Source organism: Companilactobacillus insicii (assembly GCF_003946015.1).
Lineage (GTDB): Bacteria > Bacillota > Bacilli > Lactobacillales > Lactobacillaceae > Companilactobacillus > Companilactobacillus insicii.
In genome coordinates, this window is the sequence record NZ_RHNU01000003.1 from 117,863 (window position 1) to 136,310 (window position 18,448).

Here is an 18,448-nt window from a genome sequence, read left to right on the forward strand (position 1 = left end):
AAATATTAATATTTTACCTAGGTTCATTTAATTTTTATCTCGATTATCTTTTTCGGTTTCACTGGCACCATGCTCATAACCTTCATCGAATAAGGTTACAGTAAACGAAGTACCCTCATTTAACTTACTATCAACGTTGATTTCACCACCATGGTTTTCGATCAGTTGATGAACAATAGATAATCCTAATCCTGATTCACCATACTTGCGATTCTTACGTGATGGATCAGCTTTGTAGTATCTATCCCAAATATTCTTGACTTGATCTTCAGACATTCCTATACCAGTATCTTCAATTTTAAAAATCGAAGCATGACGGTCATCAGCCCGATAACCAGTGACAGTAATGTCACCGCCATCAGTAAATTGAATTGAATTCTGAATAATATTAAACATCACTTGTACGAATCTATCGTAATCAGCGTATGTTTCCAATTGGTCTTCAGGGGTTTCTAGGATCAACTTATCCTTAGATTCAGATGCCTTCTTTTTCAACTGTGAAACGATATCCTTCAACGGAGTATTCGCATCAAAGACACGCTTTGCTAATGTAATTTGATTAGTACGAATCTTCTCGTAATCAAGATTTTCGTTAACCAAGCGAATCAAGCGATTTGTTTCGTTACGCATTAACTGAATACTTTGGCCCTTAGATTCTTCTGGAATAGCATCGTAAGCCAGACCCTCTAATAAGCCATTAATCGTTGTTAGAGGCGTTCTCATCTCATGTGATGCATCAGCCATGAACTCCTTACGACGTTGCTCTTGCCGTTTGATTTCCTTATCTGAAGCCTCTAATGACTTAACCATGACATTGAAGTCATCGGCAAGGTCATCTAGTTCATCCCTATTCTTACTTTCAATATGAACAGAGAAATCATTATTTGCAACCTTTCGTGTTGCACCACGAAGTCGATTGATTCGGTTAACTTGATAACGTGACAACAAGAAACTAAGTATGATAGCCGCTAAAAGTGAAATTAGCAACGCAAAATACAATCGTTTATTCAATTCCCCAATATTAGTCTGCAATTGCGAAACATCTGAGCCAGCCCAAACAGCAGCAATCAGCTTACCATTTTGGAACCAAGGAGTCAGAACATAAACATAGCTAAGATCTTCTTTCTTATTACTCAAGCGAGGATTTCCCTCTGAACTTTCTGGCTTTTGTATATTACGAATGGTCTTACCTTGTTTCAACTTGTTCCAATATGATTGTTTCAAATGTAACTTCACATTAGTTGGTGGAGTTGGATAAACCTGATCATTTTGATAGTCAAAAATTGCAAATTGCACATTCTTATCTGATAAAACTTGCTCGACAGTTTTAATATTATCCCCTGTAATATTGTGTATCTGTCCTGTTTTTGAATCAGTTTTGAGAGCTATTTTCTCTAAATTACCAGCGTAGCTCTCAAGATCCTTATATGTTCGATTATATTCTGAAGTCGTTGAAGTACTAGTTACCGAATACAGAATTATTCCTAAGGTTGTAAGGATAACGATTAAAAAACTAAGCATATTTTGATAAATTAATTTCATTGATTAATCAACCTTACGTCCAGAATCATCAAACTTGTAGCCCACTCCCCATACGGTCTCAATGACCTGTGGTCCTACTTTTTCTATCTTTTGACGTAACTTTTTAATATGTGCGTCAACTGTTCGTTCTTCACCAAAATAATCATAGTCCCATACTTGTTCCAACAACTGTTCACGTGAAAAAACTTGTTTAGGCTTACTTGCTAGAGTTTTCAACAAATCAAATTCCTTAGGAGTTAAGTCAGGAATCTCCTTGTCACCCAAAAAGGCCTCGCGGGTATTTGAATTCAATTTGAAATATCCTGTATTCACATCAAATCCATCATTTTCATCACTTGTTTCAGATTCAACATTTGTATTACTCTTAGAAGCTTCTTCGGCTACACTTTCATTACGACGATGAATGGCCTTCATTCTGGCGATCAAAGTAATTGGACTAAATGGTTTTGTAACATAATCATCAGCTCCAAATTCCAGACCAAGTACCTGATCACTCTCAGTATCACGAGCGGTCAACATAATAATTGGAACAGTCTTTGAAACCTTTCGAATTTCCTTGGCTACTTCCATGCCATCCTTACCAGGAAGATTCAAATCAAGAGTAATCATGTCCCACTCGTCAGGTGTTTTATTGAACATTTCTACGGCTTCATTACCGTCGTAGGCAAAATGTGCATCCCAACTTTCCTTTTGAAAAAACATACTCATCATTTCAGATACAGATTTATTATCTTCTATCATTAAAATTTTCATTTAACATTCACTCCATCTACTTTCGATTTAAGACTATAACAATTTGTTAAAACTTGCTACTATATATATTAGTATAAAAATATAAATTAAGTTGGTGATTTTTTGAATAATGATTATAAAGGTACTGTCTTCTTCGACCTCGACGGTACATTGATGAACGAACATTCCAAAATCGATCCTAATGTGGCTTCTGCCATTCACAAATTACGTGACAATGATTATTTACCCGCTATCAGTACTGGTCGGGCACCAAGTGAGTTATTCGATGTAATTGGTCCAACAGGAATTGATACCTATGTATCATTTAACGGCGCATATGTAGAATCAGCTGGACAAACTATTTACAAGAAAACTATCTCACCTGAAACTGTGGCCAAGGTCATCAAAGAAGCCAAACAATACAATGATATTATCACAATGCATTCTATCGACAAAACGTACACGACTAAGAGCACAGAATTCGTAAATGACTTCTATAAATCAGTTAAAATTCCTGTGCCTGAAGTCGATCCTAAGTTTTATGAAAAAGAAGAACTACCAATGATTTTGGTCGTTACTCCTGATGGTCCTGAAAGATATTCCAAAGTATTTGGTAATGAACTAACATTTTACAAAACCGGTCCATACGCAATCGATACAATTTCCAAAGGTGTTTCAAAAATGAATGGTATCAAACACTTGTTAAGTGGATTAGGTCTAGAAGACAAACCTGTTTATGCATTCGGCGATGGTCCTAATGATTTACCAATGATTAAAGAAATCAAACATAGCGTTGCTATGGGCAACGGTATTGATAGTGTCAAAGAAGCTGCTGAATTCGTTACTACAGCTAATACCGACAATGGTATTGTTAATGGCTTGAAGCATTATAACTTAATATAATTGACGAAAAGCTGGGAATTATCCCAGCTTTTTTTATTTTATTACAACTACCTTACCCATCATATGACCAGCTTCAACCATCTCTGTAGCCTCAGTTAAGGTTGCAACATCTAATCCATGAAACACCTTAGTAGTTGTTGACTTTATATCTCCATTATCCAATTTATCGGCTAATTTATTCAAATAAGTCCCTTGTGTGGACATCGAATCTAAATTATAAAATGCTTTGGTAAACATCCATTCCCAGGCAAAATCAACAGACTTTTGTTTTAAATCACCAATTTGAGAATTTCTTAAATTAGTAATTGTCGCAAAAATACCGAACGGCTTAATCAATTCAACAATTTCATTCCAATGTGGATCATTATCACTTAATCCTAAAACGTAATCAACATATTTAATATCTAAATCATGAACTTGTTGGATTAAATCTTCATGATGATTTACGACTAAATCTGCACCAAGACTCTTGACCCATTTTATTTTTTCATCCGAAGAAGCAGTGGCAATGACTTTTAATCCCGCCAAATGAGCTAATTGAATAGCAATCGACCCAACACCTCCGGCACCATTAATAATCAAAATTGTTTTATTACTGTTGTCTGATTCAGGATCAATATGTAATTTTTCATAAAGCAATTCACTTGCCGTAAGAGTAACTAGTGGCATAGATACACTATCTTCAATTGAAGTTTTAGTTGGCGCTAAAGATACGATTCTTTCATCAATCAATTCATATTCTTGATAACTTCCAGGACGTGTATGATCACCAGCAAAAAACACCCTATCGCCAACAGCAAACTTATTAGATTCTTCACCAGTAGCTACAACTTCACCATAACCATCAAATCCTAAAATCAATGGTTCATTATCATTACCAGAAAAACCTTTTCTAGTAGCGATATCAACTGGATTAATTGATAACCCTTCGATCTTAACTAAAATATCAGTTCCAGTGGGAATAGGAGTTTCTTTTTCAAATTCCTTCAAACTACTTAATTGATTATTCGTCATACCATATGCTTTCATCGAATCACCTCGTGACTTCAATTTTACAACAAAAAAGAGCATAGACCTAACATCTATCCCCTTAGTTGTAATGAGCCCCCAAGACTCATTCTTATTAACTGCAAAATTCGTTTATTTTTCTAAACTATTTCTACAGTTGCACTAGTAATTCCATATGATGGAATCATGTTATTTGGCATTGCAACATCAATCTGATATGGATTGTCATATGCAAATGTACCCGTATCATTAACTGTTCGATACCAAACATCACCTTGTGCTGTTGTAATTTTCAAGCGTGATCCACGTGGGATAACGCCTAGATTTGTAGCGACACCACTGTAACCCATATTTGATCCTAATACTGCTGGATCATAAAAACTAATCTTAAATGTACCAACATTTCTTGATACTGGTTGTTGAGCAGCCTGCGTTGTTGCCATTGTTGCGGCATCTTGTGTCTGCGCTTGCTGTTGAGCTTGTGCTGAAGCTTGTTCTTGCTCAGCCTTTATTGCTTCGTTCTCTAATGTTACAGCATCTACTTCAGCTTTAACTGGCTTAGCTACTGTAACTTCTCCCATTTCATAGTCTCTTTCGCTATTTTCAATTCCAGGAATGAATTCCTTACTTCCTGGTAATGAGACTTTTTTATTAAAATTATCTTTCTTGTTATTTGACAATTCTGACAAGTTAGACAAATTTACAAAGTCCCCCGCATTACTTATTTCTTGATTATTGTTTTGAGCGTCGGCATGAACGGTGGCTGTATACCCCATAAATCCGACTAGCACTAATCCTACAAAAAACAATGCATCTAATTTCAATTGCTTTATCAACTAATCCCCCCGGTTTTCTTAATCACAAGAGAGAACTATACAAGATAAATATTGCATTTGTATTACGCTAAGAATAAAAATATTGTGTTTAAGACATCTTTTGTAATATTTTTGTAATGTAGTTTATATTATCGACTATTATTTAGTATAATTTGACTTTTTTGCTAAAATTGTCATCATTGTGAATTTATCACAATGTTAATTTTTGCCCAAATGGAAAAAATATTGTCTTCTTCGAGAACAATTGTTTGTTGAAAAAATCGCAATATGATAATTTGGATATATAAGGAATTGGAGGAAGTAAATATGTCAAAAAAAATTGCTGTAATTGTAGGTAGCTTGCGTAAAGGTTCTTATTCACGTCAAGTAGCAAATAACTTAGTGGAAATGTTTCCAAGTGACTACGAACCAGAATTCGTAGAAATTGGCAACTTACCTCTATATAACGAAGATTTAGATACACCAGGCAACGTACCCGCTGCTTGGACAGAATTTAGAAATACTATGAAAGAAGTAAGTGGCGTCTTATTCGTGACACCTGAATACAATCGTTCAGTCCCTGGTGGCTTGAAGAATGCTATCGATGTTGGATCTCGTCCATATGGTGAGAGCATCTGGGATAATAAACCAGCTGCAATCGTCTCTGTATCATCTGGTGCAATTAGTGGATTTGGTGCAAACCACCATTTACGCCAATCACTTGTATTCCTAAATATGCCAACACTGCAACAACCAGAAGCATATCTTGGTAATATAACAAACATGCTCAACGAGAATGGCAAAGTTTCTGAGAAATCAGTTGGATTCTTACAAAGCATTGTTGATGCTTATGTTGAATTACTAAATAGATATTAAAAATTATGAACTCAAAAAAACTATAAGAATTCCATCAAATGCAGATGAAACTCTTATAGTTTTTATTTTGTTTCAAAGTATTTATGTAAATCCATATCTTTATTGTAACTTTGTTCTTTCAAATCATATTTTTCGAAAAATCTATCAGATTTCATAATGACTTTCAGAATATTAATTGCAGATTTTTGCAGGTCGCCAATGTACAAATCATTATTAGATTTCCAATTGCCCTTTAACAATACTTTATTCTCATTAATTATTTGAGCAGATCCTTCATACAACATTTTTTTTAGCTTATCAGTTATTTCTCCAGAAACATTGATTCCAATATAATTATCACCATCTTCTGACGGCTCAAAATCATTCCATAATTCCTCAGATGTTTCTTCGAATTTTGTAATATCAAATGATTTTCTAACAGCAATACTGCCATCGTGTGAAAATTCAGGTTTGAGATTGTCCACCGCTGCAAATAATTTATCCTGAGATCCACCTGGCATAATCAAATCATTCCCAGCATGCATACTGTTCTTAGAATCAGCAAAGCTGAACCAATCGGTCATCACTAATCCTTTAAAATTCCATTCATCCCTCAAAATACTAGTTAATGAATCGTAATTTTCTCCAGCAAATATTCCATTAACCTTGTTATATGAAGACATAACTGCCATTGGTTGTGACATTTTAACGGTAATTTCAAAATTCTTTAAATAAATTTCACGTAATGCTTGTTCACCGACAATACTGTTCCCAGTATTTCTAGAAGTCTCTTGATTATTAGTCAAAAAATGTTTAATAACCACTCCAACACCAGTATGTAGCTGTACTCCTTTAGTTTCAGCAGCGGCAATCGTACCAGACAGGACTGGGTCTTCTGAAAAGTATTCAAAATTACGCCCACCAAGAGGATTACGATGAATATTCATTCCTGGTGCTAACCACATGGTAACCCCAAATTCTTTCATCTCAGTGCCAACCGCAAATCCGATCTTTTGTATCAAATCTTGATTCCAAGTTTGTGCCAATAAAGTTCCAATTGGCCAAGCAGTTGCATATTGATATTTTGTCTCACCATTTTGCTCGTACACTTGAGATAATCTTAATCCCGCAGGTCCATCAGCATTTACCGTTGCTGGAATTCCTAATTTATCATTATCAATAGTTTGACCAGCAGCACCCGCTACTAGGTTAGATGAGTTACCGACCATACTTCCTTCAACATTTGGTTTAAGTGTACCTTCAACTAAGTTGATCAAATCAGACTTACTCATATTTGCGACAAACTCTTGTAAGGTAATCTTATGATTATAAACATCCAATAAGTTGGGAGTTGAGACTTTACTTACCTCAGATACATTTTCTACATAACCTTTTCCAGGTAATTCAGCACTCGAATCAGTAACATAGGTCGTAACTTCTGAACTATCTGTATATTCCACGGTTTTAGCAATATCAAAGTTTTCAGCTTTTAAAATAAAGAACGGCACTCCACCAACTTGTTCAAGGCTTACTTTATTTTCAGTTAATTCTGTTGGATCATTCTTTGGTACCAATTTATGCTGTAGATTTTCAACATTAACCAATTTATCTAATTTGAATTCTCCAATAACCTTTGTATTACGTGAACTATTACCAACTCTCAGCAAATATATTCCTGGCATCATTACCCAGCTGGCGATTTCTTTATCAAATACGGCTAAATTCTTGGTGTTAAAGCTTAGCGTCAAGGTTTCAGTTTCAGATGGTTTCAAAGTACGTGTTTTAGCATAAGCTTGTAAACTTTGGAAGGGAGTTGGAACATTTGATTTAGGATTAGAAACATATAATTGAACTACTTCTTTACCACTAAAATGTTCTCCAACATTCTGAATATTAACTTTCACATTTATATTCTGTTCATTCGCTGAAACCTTATAATTATCGATCATAAATTTGGTATAACTTAATCCAAAACCAAATTCATATCGAGGTTTAACATTAAAACTATCGAAATATCTATATCCAACGTAAATACCATCGTTATAACGGGGATTCTTTTCTCCAAAATACTTAGATGATGGATAATCACTATAATCAAAAGCCCAAGTGTCTGTGAGTTTACCCGACGGTGTAACTGTTCCATCCAATATCTCAGCAATTGCATCTCCAGCATCCATTCCGGGTTGTGAAACCAACAAAATACTATCTAATAATGGACATTGCTCAATAAAACTTGTGTCAATGACTCCACCGACATTTAAAAGCAAAACACTTTTTTGATAAAATTCACTCATTCGCTTAATATTGGACAACTCATTATCAGTTAATTTATAATCACCCTTTTCATTTTTACGATCATGTCCTTCACCAGAACTTCTGGAAACAACATATATTCCTGTTAGTGCATCTTCAAATTCTCCAACTTCCAAATCATCCATTGAAAAGGCGGGAGCTAACAATGAGGCAAGTGAGCCGTCTAACTTGTCATAATATTCTTTTTTCTTAGAATCATAATATCTCTGAAATCTTGTTAACCATGATTTAGTAGTTATTTCAAAACCACGTTTTTCAAGACCCATTATAATAGAAGAAACATGACGCTGATTTACATCACCAGAGCCTGTACCTCCTTTAACAGTAGCAAAAGATCCACTTCCATAAAGTGCAACCTTTTTATTACGTAACGGTAGAACTTTATTATCATTTTGCAGTAAAACCATTCCATCTTGTGCTGCTTTTTTAGATAATTCTAAGTTTTTAATTTCTCGCTGTGACATATCTTGTTTCATCACTGACCACTCCTTAGGTGAAACATTTCAGTTATAATTTTACGCTTTTATTTAGACTTATTTGAGAAAATTCGTCTTAAAACAAATTTATTTAGTAAAAAAATCAATATAATTATAATTATAGCGATAATTATTTCACTAAAAATAAAATTCAAATTAATCGTATTTTGAAAAAATCGTAACAGCGGATTGTTGATAAATATAATCAATAAAATTGCGATAATAATATCTATAGTTGCAGTATTCATAAATTCCTCCTATATAAGATTCATTATAATGCAATAAAACAAGGTATAATATAGTATGAAAGAATATGAGGTGACTGTATGTTAAAAGGGAAACACATTACGCTCTATGTAACTGGCGGCATAGCCGTCTACAAATCTCTAAATATTGTTCGTGAATTAATTAAAAATCAGGCTGAAGTTCAAGTTGTAATGACAAAGGCAGCTCAAGAATTCGTTACACCATTAACATTTGCTACATTAAGCCAGCGTCCTGTCTTAACTGACAATTTTATTGCTCAATCAGCTCAAGATGATTTCATTCCCCACATTAAATTGGCCCACTGGACTGATTTAGCAATCGTCATTCCAGCAACTGCAAATATAATCGCAAAAATGGCAAACGGGATTGCTGATGATTTAGCATCTACAACATTATTAGCAACCGATGCACCAAAACTAATATTTCCTGCCATGAATACCACTATGTGGAATAATCCAGCTGTTCAAAATAATATAAGAACACTAGACTTAATGGATGTCAGAATTGTTCAACCAGATTCAGGATTTTTAGCTGAGGGTGAATCTGGCAAAGGACGCCTACCTGATCTGACAACTGTAATGGTAGAAATATTTAAGACATTTACTAAACCGGTCCTTGCTGGTGTAAATGTTATCGTTACGGCTGGTGGGACAAAAGAAGCCATTGATCCCGTTAGGTTCATTGGAAACAACTCATCAGGTAAAATGGGCATCGCCATGGCTAATGTTGCAGCCGATATGGGAGCTCATGTAACCTTAATAACAACTGTACACGACCAACTCAATTCACCAAATTTAAATGAAATAAAAGTTTCCACTGCTCTAGAAATGCAAAAGGAACTAGAAACACATTTTGAAAGTAGTAACGTATTAGTCATGGCCGCAGCGGTTTCTGACTTCAGACCTATTCATAAAGCTGATCAAAAAATCAAAAAGAATGACAACAAAGAATTGTATAGTATTGAATTAAAGAAGAATCCTGATATTCTAAAAGAAATATCAAAAAAACGTGAAAATCAATTCATTGTTGGATTTGCTGCTGAAACTGAGAATCTCATTCCCTATGCAAAGAAAAAATTATATGACAAAAACGCTAATATGATTCTTGCCAATGATGTTTCAAAGGAAAATACTGGTTTCAACGTTGATACTAATCAAATCACTTTGATTCAACGTGATAAAGAACCTGTAACTTGGCCTTTGATGTCTAAGAATGATATTGCTGCTAAGTTCTGGGAATACTATGAAAATAATATAAAGTAAAAAATAAGGAATTACCGATGATGGTAATTCCTTTTGCTATTCATAGCGTGTCCATGCTGAATAAATGGACACTGTTTTATTTGTTTTATCAATATGCTGTAACACCAACATAAGCAAGTACACATATTCCAACAATGATAATAATGGAAGAAACTAATATAGAGGACCATTCTGCATACTCAACTTTTGGTGCATTCATTTGACCTTCTTTTTTCTCTAGTTCAAAGAAAACACGGGTTCCTAGTAGTTGGTAAATTCCTATAGCAATGGCCATAATACCTAGCAAAATAATAAACATTGTACTCATCTTCTTTATATTTTGCCATGATAATAGTTCCAGAAACTGCCATATACCAGCTAATTGCTCACAAATATAATTATATTAAAACATAAAAATTACTTTGGACTTTCAGAATCACTATAATAAATTGGCATTTGAATATCAAAATTAGTAATTTCAATCCAATTTAAAATCTGCGTGCCAAGATTCTTAGCCATAATTCCAGAGACCATAATTTGTTTCTTAGAAATACTATTAACATGCACTCCAGCTGTAATCGTACAGCTACCTGGTAATTTGGTCTGGATTATTTTACCGATTCTACGTGCTAAAACGTCATCTTTATGTAGGCGTCCATCATGACTAGGATAACGAATTGTTTGCATATCAGTATTGGCGGTTAATGTCGTAACGGTACCAATATGAGGATTATCTCCACCGGTTATTTCAATCATAATGTCTCTTCCAATTACTGTTACATCAGCAATTATTGTGTAATTTTCTTTAGTAGTTTTGAATTGAGGCATTAAATCCCCTCCCAGCGTCCATCGGAATCATTTTCAATTCCTAATGCATCTAATACCTTCATAGTTTGGTGGTCAACCAAATCCTGAATTGTCTTGGGATGATTATAAAAAGCTGGGATTGGTGGAATCATTTGAACACCCATTTTTGATAACTTTGTCATGTTTTCCAAATGAATTGTATTCAAAGGCGTCTCACGCGGAACCATGATTAACTTTCTTTGTTCTTTCAAAGTAACATCGGCTGCACGCGAGATCAAATTATCACCGATACCAACAGAAATACTAGCAACGGTCTTCATACTAGCAGGAACAATAACCATTCCATCAGTTATAAAAGAGCCGCTAGCTACAGTAGCGCCCAAATCACCATCATTATAATAAAAATCAAGCATATTACGAATATCTTCCAATGAATAATCAGTTTCTAATTGAAGATTTTTCTTAGCCCAGGCACTGAATACACCGTGGGTTTCAACATTAGGAATCCTCTGTAACTTCTTAATCAAATCTATCGCATAAATAGTTCCTGAGGCACCAGTTACTCCGATGACAATTTTTTTCTTACGTTCAACCATTGACATTACCTCCTATAACTAATCTAAAAACTTCTTCCAATCCGGTACTTCTTTAAAACTGGCACGTTTGAATTGATCTTTCATATCAAATGGAACTGTACCATCAAAAATAGTCTTTGAACTCATCCCTCGGAACCGAATGGACTTAGGATCGTATTCCGGTCTTTCAGATGGATCCAGTGGATGATTTCTCATTCCCGGCAAGACCATAATGTCTTTGTCACCTTGGAACCTTGTATTAAGTGTCCAAATAACATCGTTCATATCAAAAATATCAACATCTTCATCAACTAAAATAACCGTCTTCAATTCTTTAAATGCTGATAAAGCTAAAATAGCAGCCTGCTTCTGAATACCTTCATCTGTTTCAGTATCCTTATGAATTTGCATAATAGTCATGAACTTACCTCCACCAGCAGGTGGATTATAAACATTAACAACTTTTCCAGGAATAGCTCGATCAACAAGCTCTAAAATACTTGCTTCAGTTGGTATACCCGCCATCGAGACATGCTCCTCACTAGGTCCAATTGTTGTTTGCATAATAGGGTTATCTTTTCTGTGAGTTATCGCCTTAACCTTAACAACATTTACTGCTGGATTAGCGTCGCCATTATATCCAGGGAATTCAGGCATTGCCTTCCCAGTACCCGTATTGATATCCTCTTGCATAGTTTGATTAGGCATTATCTCGGCTTCAACAACATATTCTGCACGAGCAATTGCTTTTTCGTTCACAGCAACACCGTCAACTATTTGTACTGGTTGATTACGCAATGCACCAGCTACCCACAATTCGTTATAACCTAGTGGGGTTGTTGGTGGTTCAAAGGTGGCACCAATGGTAATGGCTGGATCCAAACCAATATTGATTGTAATCGGCATTGGTTTGTTCAACTTCTCAAATTGTTTTTGAAAATGTCCAATGTGACGACCACCAGGCATAATGTACATACCGATAGTATCCTTATCTTCCAATACCATACGATGAATAGTAACATCACTCATAGTTTTATCAGGATCAGATCCGAATACTAATCCCATAGTAATGTACGGACCAGCATCGTATTCAGTATTAGTTGGTGCTGGTAAAATTTTTCTAATATCGAATCCTTTATCGGTTGCTAAATGAACCACTTCTTGAACGGGGGCTTCTTTTTTTGAAACCTTAACTGGTTTAACAGGATTTTCAACTGAATCCTTCAACAGGCGACCAACTGTCTTGTAATCATGATGTAAAATCATTCCATCACGTTGACGACTAGCCATAGCACCAATGAAAACACGTGTATTTGGAAATCCCTTGACGTTATTAAACATCATTGCTGGACCTGATTGAGTAGGTCGCTCTACTGTCCCGCCAGCGCCAATGTATCGATAAACACCTGATAATTCAGCATTAGGGTCCACTTCCACATTTGTTTCATGATATTGTCCTGATTGTTCCTTCAGTTCATCAATAACTTTTCTCAAATCATATACTTTGTCAGCCATTAAATTTCCTCCTTTGGACTTATGAGGTAATTGTAGGCCGTACTATCTTTATGAACAATTCAGATTATTAAAAATACCATTCCAAATTGGAATGGTATTAAATGTTATTTTTGACAAAGCTCCAAAACATCTGATTAGCTTCAGAATGTTTACCTTTTTTACGAAAGAAACTTAATTTATTATCGATATTATTAGTCAACGGGACTAAGACAAAATTATTACTATCAAAACTCTTAGCCGTTTTTTCCATCATTAACGATATTCCCATATTATTCGCAACCATCTGCATAACCAAATCAACCCGTGAACCTTCATAAGTTATATTTGGTTGAAATCCCGCTTGACTACACAAATCCATAACCGGTTGATAAAGATTAGTCGTCGGACCTAAAATCAAAAAATTATCATCTTTCAATTCCTTTAAATTCAATTTTTTATTTTTAGCTAGCTTGTGATGTTTAGGTAATACTGCAACAAAACTATCTCTTTCCATCACAATCTGTTCCAATTCGTCATCATCAAATGAAAATGTTCTAGCAAAAATAATTTCACATTTATCAGATTTTAGTGCTGTAATTAATTTGTTACTCTCTTCTTCTTTTAGTTGTATATGAACTTCAGGATGCTGTTTTAAAAAACTAGTTATATATTTAAAACTAGAATAGCTAGGCATAGTTGGAATAGCATACATTTCAATTGTTAGGTTTTTGGCATCTTGATAATCGGTCAATGTACGTAGCATTGCAAAATTATCTTGAAGAATTTCTTTGGCATATGGAAGTATTAATTTTCCTTCATCACTCAACACAATCGTTCGATGCTCTCGGTCAAATAAAGAAACCGACAATTCTTTTTCAAGCGACAATATTTGTTTTGAAATATTACCTTGCGTGGTATAGAGATTTTCAGCTGTTTCGGTATAATTCAATGTTTTGGATAAATCTACGAAAACTTCTAATTTATGAATATTCAAAATAGCACCTCTCTCATTCCATTTCAGAATATTATAACTCAATTCTCAGCTTCTCTAATTCAAAAAAATCATCATACGAAGTAAAAGACTCCATATGATGATTAATATTATTTATTGATCAGTTACCGGTTCATTTTTATCTTTTGAATCAGTATCTGACTTTGATTTCTTAGGTTTCTTAACTCGATGAATTCTATTCTCATGCCACATTGTTAAACTAATCAACGATGACAATGTTAATGGAAGAATGATTACCAAAATTATCAATCCAAAAATAACTCCCAAGGCAACCTGAATCAATGTTGTTACTCCTGATGGCATTAATGCAGCAAATGTACCACTCAAAATGATTGCCGCTGATATTACAACTGCACCAATAGCAGTCGCAGCATTGAGCATTCTATCCTTCAAATCAGGTTGTGTTTCATCCTTAAATCTAACCATTAGGAAGATGCTGTAATCGACACCTAATGCCATTAACATGATAAAGGTAAAGAATGGTGTATTCCAACTTAGCATTGGATCACCTAATACAAACTTAGAAACAATTCTTGTAATTCCAAGTGAAACTTCATATGCCAACAGTAAAGTTCCAATAATAGTCATTGGTTGCAATATTGACTCTGTAACAACTATCAGAGCAATTCCAATACCTACTGTCATAATCAAAGCCGTTCTACCAAAGTCTCCGTTAGCCAATGTTCTTAAATCATTATTTTGAGAAGTTTGACCACCAACAGCAACTTTAGCATTCTTCAATGGGCTATGCTTCAATCTCGCTTTCATATCAGTCTGAATAGTCTTCAATTGCTTAGAAGTTGTATCACTATTAGGATCACCCTTAAAGACGACTGTTAGTTCAGCAATCTTACGATTACTATCCATATATGCATTAAGAGCTGGCTTGAATTCACTACTCTTAATAGTCTGCTTAGGTAAGTAGAATGTATCTCCAACATATGATGTTCGTAATCCATCTAAATATGTCTTCATTGTCTTATTACCCGATGCAATTGAATCAAGCCCATCATTTGCAGATGACAATCCGGTCTCTAATTGTGTAACTTCTGAACTCATTTGTTTAAGTTGTGTATTCATTTGTTGCACGCCACTATTAACTGTGGCTGCTCCACTTGCAACTCTTTGACCACCACTTGTTAAGTTTGAACTATTAGCATTCAAAGTACTTGTTCCATTGGCTAATGCTGACATCCCTGATGTAAGTGTTGGAATCTGATTTTGTAATTGACCCATTCCTGATGAAATTACAGAAGATCCGCTACTCAATTGGCTGATAGAACTTTGCAATTGAGATATTTCAGTGGCAGCAACAGACGTATTTTGTCCTGAACTTTGCATCAAGGCTAATAATTGACTGGCTTGACTAGAAATGGAACTTACTTGAGTTTGTAATTGAGACAACCCAGAAGATAATTGTTGCGAACTACTTGTTAATGTCGAAACACCACTTGTCAAAGCTGGCATTTGTCCACTTGCACTTTGTAGACCGCTATTAACGCTAGATACCCCATTAGTATATTGATTAATACCACTAGATAATTGTTGTGCTCCAGATTGTAACTCACTAGTACCACTAGCTAATTCCTGGACTTTAGCAGTACTTCCACTAATATTAGCATTTTGTAATTGTTCACTAGCGGAGTTCAATCCTAATTTGATTTTTTCTAGACCCTTAGTAGACGTATTCAAACCGTTAGTAATACTTACCAATTGATTCTTTAAATACATACTCTTGATTTTGTTACCACCTGGTTGTGTTGCAGATGCCACAGTTTTTACACCGGATTCGTGTTTCAAATATTGTGTCAAATCATCAATAGCTGCTAATTTAGCCTGAGTATTAATCTTAGACTTATCTTGAATATAGACAGTTGCTGGTGCTGACATACCCTTGCTGAAATGACTTTGAATAACTTCATAACCTTTTTTGGCCTGATAAGTATTTGGTACTTCATCGGCGTTATTAAAGTTTAGAGTAGATTCAGTATTAACTAGAAATGGTACGGCAACAATCCCAATAATTGCTAGAATTACAACTGGATATGCTAAAGCAGCACGTGATAATCCATACCACATTCTACTTTTACCACGGCCAGCGGTTACCTTACTTGGCCAAAACATCTTAGCGCCCAGTGTTTCCATAAAGAACATGTTCAAAGTTAAAAGTACTGCCAGTAATACCAACACACCAATGGCCACACCAACGGCACTTTGATAAAACGAGAACTTGGCTAACGAAAGAACGGAAAATCCAATCAAAACTGAAAGTCCGCTATATAGAATTGTTCTACCGCCGTGCCTCTGGGCATCATGTGCTGCCTCAACAGCAGACATTCCCTTAACTAACGCACCTTTAAAATAATTATAAAGTAAAATATTATAATCTGTCCCAATACCAAACAAGACCACAACTAAGAATACTTGTGTAAAGTTGGAAATAGGAAAATTAAATTTATTAGCGAGATTCATAATAATACTTAACGAAGTTACGAATGCCACACCAACATTTAATAATGATACCAGTGGAACAATTGGAGAACGGAAAACTAAAATTAAAACTATGAAAATAAATATTACGGCAATAACCTCAGTTTTTTGAATTCCTCTTTCTGTTACAGTTGCAAATTCATCATTTAAAGCATCCGAACCCGTAACATAAGTTCTAATTCCTGACATTTTCAATTGTCGCTGCAATTCCTTCACTTGTGGACCAACAGATCCATTATTTTTAACAGTGATCTGAGCCAGCTGTGTTGATTTATCTTTGGCAATCAATTGCTTCTTTGTCTCAGCATTATCGCTAGGACCCATAACTTTTTCAATTTTAAGTGAATTTTTATTTTCCAATCCATTCAACTTACGACTGATTTTTCTATTTTGAGAAGGGTTAAATTTATTATTACCATTATTATTAAAAACCGCTGTATAAGTACGTACGGATTTATTACCATTTGCTTGCTTCTCCATTTTAGAAGCTTTTTGACTCTCGGTATAACTTGGTAAAGTTATATTTCCCTTATCTCTAACCAATTGTGATACGTTGGGCATTACTAAGAGTGCTAACACCACGACAATTATCCATCCAATTAGAGCAGGCATATATTTTCTTGTGATCTGCCTCATACTGACATCTCCTCAAATTCAATCACTTGTATAACAATTGACAACTGTCAAAATACAACGATAATAATAAAATTAATGATTAAATTAGACAAGAGACAATCTATAAATAAATGTATTGATTTAGACAAATAATTCAATATGTCTAAAAGTGTAATGAAAAATTCTAAATTAAACTGAAAAAGCAAATAATTAATGAAAATAAAAGCAACTTTTCAGGCAGCAGTTAACGATATCTTTGCACTTGCAAAAATTTGTACTTATGTTACCGTCGGATATGTGGGATAAAATTGTCATGGGGGAAAAATAAGATGAAAATTGATGTAACACAACATCTAACTCTCGGTGCTAAAAGAACCCTAAAAGCATTCAGGATAGCTATGTTTGAATCATTAAGTGAAAAGGAATTCGATAAAATAACAGTAAATGATATTTGTAAAATAAGTGAATATCCTCGTGCAACTTTTTATAATTATTTCGATGATAAATTTGATTTGCTAAAGTATCTCTGGTCCTACATTGGCAAGGATATTTTAAATAAAATACCAAAAGATGCGGACGAAGAAGAAGGTATCGTAGAGATATTCAACTTGTTGCTAGAATTCTTTAATAATCATCAAGAACTACTGGCAAATATTACTAAGAATAACGGGGCAGATTCCCACTTATGGCACAGTATGTCTAGTTATCTCAGGCACGAGGCCAATACAATAGTATACGAATATTGTGCCGAAAACGAACAAGTTAAAGTTCCAGCCAAATTATTAGCAAGATTTTATAGTGATTTAATAATTGCTGTTCTAGAATGGTGTTTATTCGAACAGCCAAATATTGATGTCGAAATTGCTGATGAATATTTGGTTAATTTGTTAAATGGTGGATTAAATGAATAAAAAAGGACTGTAATTCTTCTTTAAAAGGGTTCTTTCTCGAGTTTGGTTAGTTGCCGTCTCTGGATACAAGAAATATTGGCGCTGTGGGACCGCTTGGAGCCAAGGTCTCCTAGCTCGGTTTTGAACTTCGCAAAAAAACGCGAATTTCAAAACTCGTCCCGTGGCGTAATGGCTAAAGCCACAACGCCACCTTCACTGCAGCCAACATTCCTTACACCCAGAGACTAATACATTTGTTATTTTTTATATGATGTAATTAACTAAATCAATAAATAAGTGCTATATTATTCGATAATCAAAAAGCTAGATATTTTTGGCTCTTTGTCAAATAGTATTGATGAATGATTTTTGGCCTATGGGCATCCTCAATGAGGATGCCTATTTTTATGCAC

At 34.7% G+C, this 18,448-nt stretch carries 15 protein-coding genes; 4 read left to right on the forward strand and 11 right to left on the reverse strand.

The genetic code is table 11. The features are described from left to right. Nucleotides 1–27: 27 nt before the first annotated feature. A complete protein-coding gene (locus EKM79_RS01915) occupies nt 28–1,542 on the reverse strand; it encodes a sensor histidine kinase (protein WP_125565446.1) in 1,515 nt (504 codons plus the stop codon). 3 nt (nt 1,543–1,545) lie between these two features. Further along, the gene (locus EKM79_RS01920; protein ID WP_125565447.1) at nt 1,546–2,295 is read right to left on the reverse strand and encodes a response regulator transcription factor; all 750 of its coding nucleotides are present in this window, start codon (nt 2,293–2,295) and stop codon (nt 1,546–1,548) included. 102 nt (nt 2,296–2,397) lie between these two features. Here EKM79_RS01920 and EKM79_RS01925 point away from each other — a divergent pair, with 102 nt between their 5' ends. Then, nucleotides 2,398–3,177, forward strand: coding sequence for an HAD family hydrolase (locus tag EKM79_RS01925; protein WP_125565448.1), 780 nt, complete (start codon nt 2,398–2,400; stop codon nt 3,175–3,177). Between the two features lie 33 nt (nt 3,178–3,210). Here the strand turns inward: EKM79_RS01925 and EKM79_RS01930 are convergent, their stop codons facing one another. Further along, nucleotides 3,211–4,206 carry a zinc-binding alcohol dehydrogenase family protein gene (locus EKM79_RS01930; RefSeq protein WP_125565449.1) on the reverse strand — a complete coding sequence of 332 codons (996 nt, stop codon included), beginning with the start codon at nt 4,204–4,206 and terminating at the stop codon, nt 3,211–3,213. Between the two features lie 119 nt (nt 4,207–4,325). Beyond that, nucleotides 4,326–5,021 carry a hydrolase gene (locus tag EKM79_RS12315; RefSeq protein ID WP_211331257.1) on the reverse strand — a complete coding sequence of 232 codons (696 nt, stop codon included), beginning with the start codon at nt 5,019–5,021 and terminating at the stop codon, nt 4,326–4,328. Between the two features lie 306 nt (nt 5,022–5,327). On the opposite strand from EKM79_RS12315, the gene EKM79_RS01940 reads away from it, so the two are divergent. Next, complete coding sequence (locus EKM79_RS01940) at nt 5,328–5,876, forward strand: NADPH-dependent FMN reductase (RefSeq protein ID WP_125565450.1); 549 nt, start codon at nt 5,328–5,330, stop codon at nt 5,874–5,876. Between the two features lie 62 nt (nt 5,877–5,938). Here EKM79_RS01940 and EKM79_RS01945 read toward each other — a convergent pair whose 3' ends face one another. Beyond that, the gene (locus EKM79_RS01945) at nt 5,939–8,644 is read right to left on the reverse strand and encodes a glycoside hydrolase family 3 protein (protein ID WP_125565451.1); all 2,706 of its coding nucleotides are present in this window, start codon (nt 8,642–8,644) and stop codon (nt 5,939–5,941) included. Nucleotides 8,645–8,970: 326 nt separating this feature from the next. On the opposite strand from EKM79_RS01945, the gene coaBC reads away from it, so the two are divergent. Continuing rightward, entirely contained in the window at nt 8,971–10,173 is a 1,203-nt protein-coding gene (gene coaBC / locus EKM79_RS01950; protein WP_125565452.1) for a bifunctional phosphopantothenoylcysteine decarboxylase/phosphopantothenate--cysteine ligase CoaBC, read from the forward strand. Between the two features lie 88 nt (nt 10,174–10,261). Here the strand turns inward: coaBC and EKM79_RS01955 are convergent, their stop codons facing one another. From EKM79_RS01955 to EKM79_RS01980, 6 genes are all read right to left on the reverse strand, one after another. Then, the gene (locus EKM79_RS01955) at nt 10,262–10,480 is read right to left on the reverse strand and encodes a hypothetical protein (protein WP_125565453.1); all 219 of its coding nucleotides are present in this window, start codon (nt 10,478–10,480) and stop codon (nt 10,262–10,264) included. Nucleotides 10,481–10,569: 89 nt separating this feature from the next. Continuing rightward, entirely contained in the window at nt 10,570–10,980 is a 411-nt protein-coding gene (gene lpdD / locus EKM79_RS01960) for a prenylated flavin chaperone LpdD (RefSeq protein WP_125565454.1), read from the reverse strand. Beyond that, a complete protein-coding gene (locus tag EKM79_RS01965) occupies nt 10,980–11,555 on the reverse strand; it encodes a UbiX family flavin prenyltransferase (RefSeq protein ID WP_125565455.1) in 576 nt (191 codons plus the stop codon). The genes lpdD and EKM79_RS01965 overlap by 1 nt, the downstream gene beginning before the upstream one ends. 18 nt (nt 11,556–11,573) lie before the next feature. Continuing rightward, nucleotides 11,574–13,049 (reverse strand): UbiD family decarboxylase, encoded by a 1,476-nt coding sequence (locus tag EKM79_RS01970; RefSeq protein ID WP_125565456.1) that lies wholly within the window; start codon nt 13,047–13,049, stop codon nt 11,574–11,576. Nucleotides 13,050–13,146: 97 nt separating this feature from the next. Further along, the gene (locus EKM79_RS01975; RefSeq protein WP_125565457.1) at nt 13,147–14,022 is read right to left on the reverse strand and encodes a LysR family transcriptional regulator; all 876 of its coding nucleotides are present in this window, start codon (nt 14,020–14,022) and stop codon (nt 13,147–13,149) included. A 111-nt stretch (nt 14,023–14,133) separates the two neighbouring features. Next, nucleotides 14,134–17,166, reverse strand: a complete 3,033-nt coding sequence (locus tag EKM79_RS01980) for an MMPL family transporter (RefSeq protein WP_125565458.1) — start codon at nt 17,164–17,166, stop codon at nt 14,134–14,136. A gap of 308 nt (nt 17,167–17,474) precedes the next feature. Here EKM79_RS01980 and EKM79_RS01985 point away from each other — a divergent pair, with 308 nt between their 5' ends. Then, nucleotides 17,475–18,056: a TetR/AcrR family transcriptional regulator gene (locus EKM79_RS01985; protein ID WP_125565459.1), complete on the forward strand. Its 582-nt coding sequence runs from the start codon at nt 17,475–17,477 to the stop codon at nt 18,054–18,056. The last annotated feature ends 392 nt before the right edge of the window (nt 18,057–18,448 follow it).

What these genes read in the sequence shown, in the direction of transcription:
- EKM79_RS01915 (WP_125565446.1), bottom strand. Translation starts at nt 1,542, where the DNA reads ATGAAATTAATTTATCAAAATATGCTTAGTTTTTTAATCGTTATCCTT.
- EKM79_RS01920 (WP_125565447.1), bottom strand. Translation starts at nt 2,295, where the DNA reads ATGAAAATTTTAATGATAGAAGATAATAAATCTGTATCTGAAATGATG.
- EKM79_RS01930 (WP_125565449.1), bottom strand. Translation starts at nt 4,206, where the DNA reads ATGAAAGCATATGGTATGACGAATAATCAATTAAGTAGTTTGAAGGAA.
- EKM79_RS01940 (WP_125565450.1), top strand. Translation starts at nt 5,328, where the DNA reads ATGTCAAAAAAAATTGCTGTAATTGTAGGTAGCTTGCGTAAAGGTTCT.
- EKM79_RS01945 (WP_125565451.1), bottom strand. Translation starts at nt 8,644, where the DNA reads ATGAAACAAGATATGTCACAGCGAGAAATTAAAAACTTAGAATTATCT.
- coaBC (WP_125565452.1), top strand. Translation starts at nt 8,971, where the DNA reads ATGTTAAAAGGGAAACACATTACGCTCTATGTAACTGGCGGCATAGCC.
- EKM79_RS01955 (WP_125565453.1), bottom strand. Translation starts at nt 10,480, where the DNA reads ATGAGTACAATGTTTATTATTTTGCTAGGTATTATGGCCATTGCTATA.
- lpdD (WP_125565454.1), bottom strand. Translation starts at nt 10,980, where the DNA reads ATGCCTCAATTCAAAACTACTAAAGAAAATTACACAATAATTGCTGAT.
- EKM79_RS01965 (WP_125565455.1), bottom strand. Translation starts at nt 11,555, where the DNA reads ATGGTTGAACGTAAGAAAAAAATTGTCATCGGAGTAACTGGTGCCTCA.
- EKM79_RS01970 (WP_125565456.1), bottom strand. Translation starts at nt 13,049, where the DNA reads ATGGCTGACAAAGTATATGATTTGAGAAAAGTTATTGATGAACTGAAG.
- EKM79_RS01980 (WP_125565458.1), bottom strand. Translation starts at nt 17,166, where the DNA reads ATGAGGCAGATCACAAGAAAATATATGCCTGCTCTAATTGGATGGATA.
- EKM79_RS01985 (WP_125565459.1), top strand. Translation starts at nt 17,475, where the DNA reads ATGAAAATTGATGTAACACAACATCTAACTCTCGGTGCTAAAAGAACC.